The sequence below is a fragment of the Streptomyces sp. NPDC001056 genome, from assembly GCF_053598955.1.
Window position 1 is genome coordinate 1 of record NZ_JBSFLI010000071.1, and the last position, 9,077, is coordinate 9,077.

At 64.9% G+C, this 9,077-nt stretch carries 5 protein-coding genes and 1 pseudogene; 3 read left to right on the forward strand and 3 right to left on the reverse strand.

Going from position 1 to position 9,077, the window contains the following annotated elements:
• The first annotated feature begins 197 nt into the window (after window positions 1-197).
• Together ACWDD7_RS37195 and ACWDD7_RS37200 are read left to right on the forward strand one after the other, a co-directional pair.
• Window positions 198-1,367 (forward strand): DUF262 domain-containing protein, encoded by a 1,170-nt coding sequence (locus ACWDD7_RS37195; protein ID WP_450460654.1) that lies wholly within the window; start codon window positions 198-200, stop codon window positions 1,365-1,367.
• Entirely contained in the window at window positions 1,368-2,018 is a 651-nt protein-coding gene (locus tag ACWDD7_RS37200; RefSeq protein ID WP_450460655.1) for an MAE_28990/MAE_18760 family HEPN-like nuclease, read from the forward strand. It abuts the gene before it with no gap.
• 300 nt (window positions 2,019-2,318) lie between these two features.
• On the opposite strand, the pseudogene ACWDD7_RS37205 reads toward ACWDD7_RS37200, so the two are convergent.
• The 3 genes and pseudogenes from ACWDD7_RS37205 to ACWDD7_RS37215 form a co-directional block, all read right to left on the reverse strand.
• Window positions 2,319-3,694: pseudogene (locus ACWDD7_RS37205) on the reverse strand (IS1380 family transposase).
• A 679-nt stretch (window positions 3,695-4,373) separates the two neighbouring features.
• A complete protein-coding gene (locus tag ACWDD7_RS37210; RefSeq protein WP_450460656.1) occupies window positions 4,374-5,234 on the reverse strand; it encodes an IS5 family transposase in 861 nt (286 codons plus the stop codon).
• A gap of 510 nt (window positions 5,235-5,744) precedes the next feature.
• The gene (locus ACWDD7_RS37215) at window positions 5,745-6,932 is read right to left on the reverse strand and encodes an IS701 family transposase (protein WP_450460657.1); all 1,188 of its coding nucleotides are present in this window, start codon (window positions 6,930-6,932) and stop codon (window positions 5,745-5,747) included.
• Window positions 6,933-7,200: 268 nt separating this feature from the next.
• Here ACWDD7_RS37215 and ACWDD7_RS37220 point away from each other — a divergent pair, with 268 nt between their 5' ends.
• The gene (locus tag ACWDD7_RS37220) at window positions 7,201-8,385 is read left to right on the forward strand and encodes an IS701 family transposase (protein ID WP_450460659.1); all 1,185 of its coding nucleotides are present in this window, start codon (window positions 7,201-7,203) and stop codon (window positions 8,383-8,385) included.
• Window positions 8,386-9,077: the final 692 nt, after the last annotated feature.

Below are 9,077 nucleotides of genomic sequence, written 5' to 3' on the forward strand. Positions count from 1 at the left end.
ACATCCAGTACCGCAGCGACCTCATAGACGGCTGCCTCGCCGAGACCGGCCTGACCATCCGGCCCACCTGAGCAACGGCACGACATCACGAGTTCAACCTCAGTAACCATCTGGCTCCGCACCTCAGCCAACAGCGCCCCGGGCAACCGAGATGCAGTCCATACTGTCGCAGTAGGGCGATAAGGGAGGGGAGCCGCATGTCGAAGCAGCTGACGTTCAAGGAGGACCAGGTGGGGTTGCAGGAAGAAATCGTGAAGCGTTCTCGCGAGATCCATACGGACCGGTACAGCATGGCAATTAATGAAGCGCTATCTATGTACGATAATTCAGATCTGGAAATTCACCCCGAATTCCAGAGGATCTTCCGGTGGGGAATTCAACAGCAGTCCCGTCTGATCGAGAGCGTCTTCCTCGGTATTCCGATCCCCCCAATTTTTGTTGCGGCCCGCAAGGACGGCGTTTGGGACGTCGTAGATGGAGTTCAGCGACTGTCCACTCTTTTCCGATTCATGGGTGCGCTGCGAAGGGACGATGGGGAACTGGACACTCCCGACCCCCTTACGGCCGGAGATTATCTGAAAAGCCTTGAGGGGGTCGTATGGAGTGAGTCGGTGGCTCCTCGCGAGGCTGAAGGTATCACCGTTCTCTCGGAGGCCCAGCAACGCTTCTTTAAGCGCGCTCGACTCGATTTCCAAATCGTCGAGCATACAAGTGATGAACAAGCGAAGTTCGACCTGTTCCAGCGGCTAAATAGCGGCGCCCACCTTTCCGAGCAGGAGGCCCGAAACTGCCTTGCCGTGATGCTGGACCCAACTTTCTACAGGTGGCTCCAGTCACTAGCCTCAACTCCTGAATTCGAGCAGACCGTCAGCATTACCGAACGACAGGAGGAGGAGGCGTACGGTGTTGAACTTGCCCTCCGCTATCTCTCCGTTGTTACCGCTCAGCGATCTGACCTCTCTGGCCTTTCTGACGTTGGCGAGTTTCTAACTTCTCGAATGCGTCACTTCATCGAATCCGACGATTTCGATCGGGACTTCGAACATGCACGCTTCATGGATATCTTTTCCTGGCTGAATGAGGCCCTCGGGGAATCATCCTTCAAGCGTTATGACGTGGCGAAGTCTAAGCACAGCGGCAGATTCACGGTTTCCGCCTTCGAGGCGGTGACAACTGGATTGGGCCTCAATTATGAATACTGGAAACAGCTAGAAGATGGAGTCCGACCGCGGCTCCTACGCCAGAGGGTGCAGAACGTCTGGAAAGATGAGACATTCCGTAGCCGGGCTGGCGCAGGGAAGTCGGCAGAGCTGCGCATCCCTCACATGTTTGAGGTTGGGCAAAAGGTATTCTCTCTGGGGGATTAAGTGCGGACACTCGCTGAACTCCAGGATTCACTAGACGAAGATCTTGCGTGGCGCCGCAGTGAGCTTCACAGCTATCTCAGTACAATTCGAAGGGCGAATTCTGAGAGCACCACTCAACGCACCCTTTGCCGCGCAGGCGTACCTCTCCTTTACGCGCACTGGGAAGGTTACGCGAAGCATTGCTTGTCAATGTACCTTCAGTACGTCGGGCGCCGCCGCTTGACCTATGGAGAGCTTCATCCTGCCTTCGTGGCGCTTGGCCATGAGGCCGCACTGGACTCTCAGGAGGGACTTTCCGCGGCCCGTAGAGTTGCACGACGGGCGCAATCGATCCTCACCGGAGATACTACGCGAGCGCAGATTCCATGGCGTCGAGGCGTGGATACTCAGTCCAACTTGAACAGCACCAGATGCTTCGATTTGTTTGAATCGCTAGGCCTCGACTCTTCTCCTATCCAAACCAAGACGAGGCTCATCGACTATGAACTACTAAGAGTGCGAAACGAAATAGCCCACGGTCAATATCTAAGCGTCGATGCGGATTCATATGAAGAGTTGCATTTAGAAGTTCTCGGGATCATGAATTTCGTTCGAAATACCGTTGGTACCGCAGCGGAGAACCAGACATATCGAAGACGCAACGAGCTCTAGGTTTTACTTCAAGCGGGTATTGGCGATGCCTCCTGGATAGCCCTGTTCGCCAACCTGAGCCCACGCCATTTCAAGCTGGTCACCACCTTGGTCGTGCGCCAGACCGTCTCAGTTTCTGTCTCATTCGCCGCCGTTTAACCTCGAAGTTTCGTGACGGACCGCCGACGGAGTCGGTGGCCCGTTTTCGTGCCGTGATTTGAGTCCGTGCAGGCCGAGGGCCCGAGTGTCGTCTCGGGGTGGCGCCGGGTTCCACTGCTCCGGGTGGTGAAGGGCTGTCGTAGGGACGGGTGGATTCGCTGGTCAGCCGGGATTCGGCAGGAGTGCGAGCCGTTCGAGTGCGGCGGTGATGTGGCCGGTGAAGGGCCAGTGCCGGGCCAGGCGGAGGATCCGCCGACTGCCGGAGGTGACGAGTTGTCCGGCCGCGGTGAACAGGCGGAACCGCAGTCGGCGGGGTTCCCAGAGTCTGGCGGTGCCGGTGAGCGCGAGCATGGGCATCCAGGCCAGCAGGTCGAGGGCGATCTGGACGATCTCGAGCCAGACCTTGTTCTGGGCTGTGGTGTGGAGGGGCAGGTTGCGCAGGCCGGTGGCCCGGGCGGCCCGGATCCTGTCCTCCGCCCGGGCCCGTAGACGGTGACGGAGCTCGAGCTCGGCGATCGGCCGGTCAGGGGTGTTGGTCGCAAAGCAGGTGATCCGCATGCCGTCCGCGTCCGTGATCCTCAACTGGGCGCCGGGGTGAGGCCGTTCCTTGCGGACGATCAGCCGCATGCCCTTCGGCCAGCCGTCCAGCAGCTTGCCGGTGAGCTCGGCGACCCAGGCCCCGTCACGGGCCTCACCATTGGTCTCGACGGCCGCCGTCCAGGCCGGGGCGGGGACCTTCAGCACGTGTTCGTGGATCGCTTCGGTGACCGTCATACCGACCGAGTAGGACAGCCATCGTCCTCGCCTGGCGAGCCAGGAGACGAAGTCGTGGGTGCCGCCGGCGGAGTCCGTGCGGATCAGCGTCTGCCGCCCTCGCCGGTAGCGCTTCGGCAGCTGGGCCAGGGCGAGCTGGGCGGTGGTGATGTGGTCGGCGGCCGTGTTGGAGCCCGCGTTTCCCGGTCTGAGGAGGGCCGCGACGGGCTCGCCGGTTCCGCCCGGACCGTGGTCGACGAAGGCCGTCAGAGGATGGTGGCCGTAGGTCTTCTTCCAGGTCGCGGCCGCGTCCTGCTTGTCGGAGTGGCGATCACGAGGACGCCGTCGAGATCGACGGTGACCTGACCGTCGGCGTCCGGGGCGTTCTGGTCCGCCAACGACCAGACATGGTCACGGACTTCGGAGCGTGCGGACCGGATCGCCTGCAGGGCCTTTTCGCCGGAGGCGGCGAGGGTGTCGATCAGGCGGGAGACGGTCGGGTCGGAGGCGACCGGACCGAAGACGGCCGGCTCGGCCCGCAGCATCGCAACGTCCGCGAGGCAGTCCCCGCCCAGCGCGACCGCCAGAGCGAGATCCAGGAGGATCTTGCCGGGATCGTGGGCGGCCCGCGGTTTGCGCCACGGCGCCAGAGCTGCGGATATCGCCTGGTCAAGACCGGTCTTGCGGACCGTTTCGACCAGCAGGATCGAACCGGCCTGGGAGACGACCTGACGGCCGTCGTCCTGGACGCGGACACGGGGATAGGACCCGATAGAGTGCTTCACCTGGGAAGTGCCTCCGGCGGTGGCAGGAACAAGGACCTCGACAATCCTTATTCTTGCTGGTCAGAGGCACTTTCTGCTTTCTTGCCCGCCTGCCGGACAGCCCGCTTGATGAAAGCGCGAGGTTAAGTGCGTTGTGGCAAAGGGAGTCGCTGTTCGATGAGCAGGGGCTTCTTCGTGTGCGGGGCATGATCGCGACGGGGTAGGGGCAGGCAGCGGACGGCTTGTTGTGGATCGAGGAGGTCGCGATGCCGTCGGTGCTGGGGTTGATGGAACAGCGTGAGGCGCGGGCGAGGCAGGATCTGGAGTCCTGGACTGAGGTCCTGGAGCAGGCTCAGGCGGAGGTGGATGCCGCGCGGGAGCGAGTCGAGCGGGCCCGGGTGGGGCGTGAGGAGCTCGTGTCGGTGCTGGCCGAGGAGAGCCCGGTGAATGCGCCGGTTTCCGTGCCGTGTGGTGGTGAGATGGCTCCCGCCGTGGGATCGGGGGGCTTGGGGGCGGGGCATGGAGAGAGGCCGCCGGTGTGGCGGTCGGGCATGGGTGAGGAGGTGCTCAGTGGCCTGTATGGGGAGGTGTTCGCCGCGGTGGTGGCCGCTTCGGGGCCGGTGAACGGGGTGGAGTTGACGCGGGCGGTGGGCCGGGAGGCGGAGATCAAGAACGAGGTGGAGAAGATCCGGCACCGTGCCTACGTGCTGGAGAAGCGGGGCTGGCTGGTGCGGGCGAAGGACGGGCGGTTCATGCCCGCGCCTTCAGCAGCCGGACGGGGCGTTTCTCCGGCCAGGCGCCTCGACAGCCTGATCACGGCGGCCCACCACACCATCTGGGCGTGGTGGTCGGGGCGGCGTTCGTGGTCGCGGTTGAGGCGGCGTGAGCGGGAGAGCCAGCTCAGCGTGCGCTCCACCACCCACCTGCGGGCCAGTACGACAAATCCGCGCCGTCCGTCCAAGCGGCGCACGACATCGACGCGCACTCCGTGGCGGGCGAACGCCTTCGCCAGCGCCGGCCCCTGATAGGCGCTGGCGACCCACACCAGCTTCAGCAGCCGGCCCGGCTGGTCCATGAACGTCTCCAGCAGCGCGGGGGCGGCCTTGGAGTCGTGAACGTCGGCCGTGGTCACGGTCACCTCCAGGAGCAGGCCCTCGGTATCGGTCAGGATGTGGCGCTTGCGCCCGTCACGTGACTTGCCGCCGTCGTATCCGCGACTGTCCTCACCGACGGTCTCGGAGGCGTCCACCGACTGGCTGTCGATGACTCCCGCGCTGGGCTCAGTGTTGCGGCCTGAGCGCTCCCTCGCCGTGCGGCGCAGGCGTTCGTGCAGTTCACGCACGTAGTCATAGGTCCGCCAGCGGCGGAAGAAGTCGTAGACCGCCCGCCAGTACGGGAAGTCGACCGGCAGGGCCATCCACCTCACGCCGTTGTCGACCAGGTAGCGCACAGCGTCGAGCATCTCGCGGTGGCAGTACGCCTCCGGACGCCCGCCCCGCTTGAGGAGCCAGGCCGGCACCGGCATCGCGGCGCGGACCTCGGCCCACTCCGCATCCGTCATGTCACTCGGATAGCACCGCGCCCGCCATCCCGGAGCGATCGAACCGAACCTGTGCACGTAGCAGTCACACCCAGGGGTGGCCGTGGTGGACGCGAGCACAGCAGGGATGGTCAACTCGTCAGACAACGGGTCTCCTTGCTCGTGACCGGCCTCAACAACCACGTCACTACCAAGGGGCCCGTTTCCTCATGCCCACGACCACATGGGCATCCCTGTCCGAATGATCACCCGCACCGCAGGCTTCGAACGAGATCCGGTTTGCCACAACGCACTTAGAAAGTCTGCACTCGGCGAAGTGCGCTCGACGTACTGACCCGCGTGCACCCGGGTCGCCTAGTACTCCAGCAGCGTTTCGCTATCTGGCCTGGTCAGAGGCATCGCCCGGAGTGTAGTCGGCTGAGGTTGCGTCAGGGGCGGTCTTGCCGGACCGCCCCTCCAACGAGTGTTGTCGTCGCCGGTAGTGGCAGTGGCGGGCGACAACTTGGCGTCTGCGGCGCCAGCGTGACCAGTTCAGCATGTGCGCACGAAGCGACCGGCCGGCTCGGTGATTGTCGGCGAGGCGAGGCGCCAGGAGTCGGCGGACTTCTGCCACGGTGAGCGGAGCCAGGGTGCCTGAAGCGTTTCTGCAGCCCCCTTTGCCGCCGCGTCGGCCGACATGACCGCGAGGTAGGCATGGGCGAGCATTGCCAGGGTGATGTGCCGGTACCAGCCGATGTAACGGCGGACCTCGTACTGGTCCAGGCCGCACTCGTTCTTCGCGGCCTGGAAGCACTCCTCGATCTGCCAGCGCATCCCGGCGATCCGTACCAGGTCGGCCATCACGGTCTCGCGCGGGGCGTAGGCGAGGAAGTAGGCGATCTCCTCGGGCTTGCTGAGACTGCGGCGGGCCAGTGCCCACCGACGACGGACGGGAACCTCGCCCTGGTAGTCGAACTCGGCCACCGTGGGCAGTTCCAGTGCCGCCCAGTGGTAGAGCCGCGGCCCCTTGGCCCCGTCACCGCACGAGATCGGCTCCCATGCCGCCTGTGGGGCCTGGGCGAAGAGGTGGTCAATGCGCGGTCCGAAGACCTGCTGGGACTTGGGCACTGCGAGCACGTAGCCGAGACCGGACTGCTCCAGCAGACGGCGGAAGCGCCCCTCCTGCCCGTAGGCGGCGTCCGCGGCCACCCAGGCGAGGGGGAGATCGGAGGCCAGGGCACGTAGTACGAGGCGCTTGGCCAGCTCTCCCTTGGTGGCGAAGCCGCGTTCGTCGGGGACTTTCGCCGCCCGGCAGCGCTCGCGGTCGTCCGTCCACGACTTGGGCAAGTACAGCTCCCGGTCCACCAACGCGCGGCCGGTGCTGGTGGCGTAGGCGGCGAAGACGCCGATCTGGCAGATTTCGGTGCGGCCGGCGGTGCCGGAGTATTGGCGCTGCACTCCGGCTGAGGTGGTGCCCTTCTTGATGAAGCCGGTGTCGTCGATGACGAGCACCCCGCTGTCGTCGCCGAGGCGCTTGGCGACGTATGACTGCAGGTCGTCGCGGACGTCGTCGGCGTCCCAGGTCGCTCCGTTCAGCAACCGCTGGAGGCCGTCAGGGGTGCGATGCCCGGCGAACTCGGCCAGTTGCCAGCCGTTCTTGCGGCCGACAGGGGCGAGCAGGCCCCGCACATAGCCCCGCATCCGGCGCCGCAGGTCGGCACGGCCAAACCGGTGGCCGATGCAGAGGAAAAGGTCGTCGAGTTCTCGTTCCCAGGCCGCGTCCGCATTTTCGTCGATCACGCTGGGAAGCTGTCCCTATCGCAGCCCAGCCATTTCCCCAGCCCACTCGTTGGAGGGGCGGTCCGGCAAGACCGCCCCTGACGCAACCTCAGCCGACTACACTCCGGGCGATGCCTCTGACCAGGCCAGATAGCGAAACGCTGCTGGAGTACTAGTACTGCAACGGTGCTTGCCGTGACTGATGGCCAGGTCGGTCGTTGGTGTGGTTGTGGGTGGGGACCTTGCTGATGTCAGGTTGTGGGCGCGTGAACTGGATGCGGTGCATGAGCGGTTCGTGCACCGTTTCAGCAGGTCGGAGCCGCGTGAGTCGGCTCTGGCTTATATGCGCGGGCTGATCGCTCCGCTGCAGCGCAAGAACGGCTGGACGCTGGCGGAGGAAGCCGGCCATGCAGGCCCGGACCGTATACAGCGGATGTTGAACCAGATCGAGGGGAACGCCGATGAGGTGCTCGACGATGTGCGTCAGTACGTGGTCGACAACCTCGGCGACCCCGACGCCGTCCTGGCCGTGGACGACACGGGTTTCCTGAAGAAGGGGACGCGGTCGGCCGGGGTGCAGCGGCAGTACTCCGGCACCGCCGGGCGGACGGAGAACTGCCAGGTCGGTGTCTTCCTCGCCTATGCAACCGACCGCGGGCGGACACTGATCGACCGGCGCCTGTATCTGCCCACCTTCTGGACCGACGACCGGGAAAAGTGCCGGCGGGCCGGCATCGACGACGAGGTCGCCTTTGAGACCAAGGTGGCCATGGCCAAGGCGATGGTCCGCCGCGTCATCGCGGACAAGATCCCGTTCCGGTGGGTGACCGCGGATGCCGCCTACGGCTTCTCAAAGGGCTGGCGGTCCGAGTTGGAGCGGGCGGACGTCTTCCACGTCATGGCCACCACCCGGCACGACACCGTGGTCACCCGCTGGGCGATCGACCATCCCGTCCACGACCTGTTCAACGGCCTTGCCCGGCAGAAATGGAAGCGTCGTTCCTGCGGCAGCGGGGCTCACGGCCTGCGGATCTACGACTGGGCCCGTGTTGAGGTGCGGCCCTGGCACCGGCCCGACCGCCGTCACTGGGTGATCGCCCGCCGCAGCGTCGCCCGCCCGCAGGAAATCTCGTACTACATCGCCTACTGCCCCGCCCAGACCACCCTGGATGACCTGATCCGCATCGCGGGCAGCCGATGGGCCATCGAGGAATGCTTCCAGAGCGCGAAACAGGAGTGCGGCCTGGATGACTACCAGGTCCGCCGCTATCCCGGGTGGCACCGCCACATGACCCTGGCCATGGCCGCCCACGCCTGCCTGACCGTCCTGCGAGCCCGCGCACTGGATGCGGGGAAAGCAGAAACGGATCCTCCCAGCTCATCCACCTCAGCCTCGCCGAGATACGGCGGCTGATCACCCGCCTGACGGACCGCCGGCCCACACCTGTCGAGCACATCCTGCACTGGTCGACCTGGCGCCGACGACGACAACACCAGGCCCGCACCAGCCACTACAAACGACGTGGACACATCCCCTGACCTGGCCATCAGTCACGACAAGCACCATTGCAGTACTAAAGCAGGACGGGTACGACTACCGCGCTGTGAGGATCGTGCCTCGGCCTGCCTGCCATCCACTCCTGACATCAACGGCAGCCCACGACCACGGCCCCTAGCGATTCGCTACGCCACCACACCCTCTACCGCAGCAAGCGGTGGCGCCCCGTTGATCGAACTCCTCAAGCGATGCTCATCGCCTGACCATGTATCAGCGGGGGGCTCTGCGATGACGGGACGTGACGGGGACCAGCCGCACGGGAGGCATGTCGAGGGCACAACAGCCCCAGCCAAGCTCAACGGCAGTCAACGCCTGCAATCGCCGTTTAGCCTGGTCAGCGGCTTGGCTTGACACTCTGCGCAGATGATGCGCCGAGGGGCGGCACCCCCGCACAGGGTGTAAGGACAACACCCTGAGCTGGGGATTCGACATCTACCACCCCTCACAGGGCACTCTCAGTGGGCGGTTCGTGAGTATATGAGTCATTCTGGTGTCGCCTGATGGTGTGGACGGAGGCGGAACGTGCCGGTCCGATGCCGGTGGCCTGC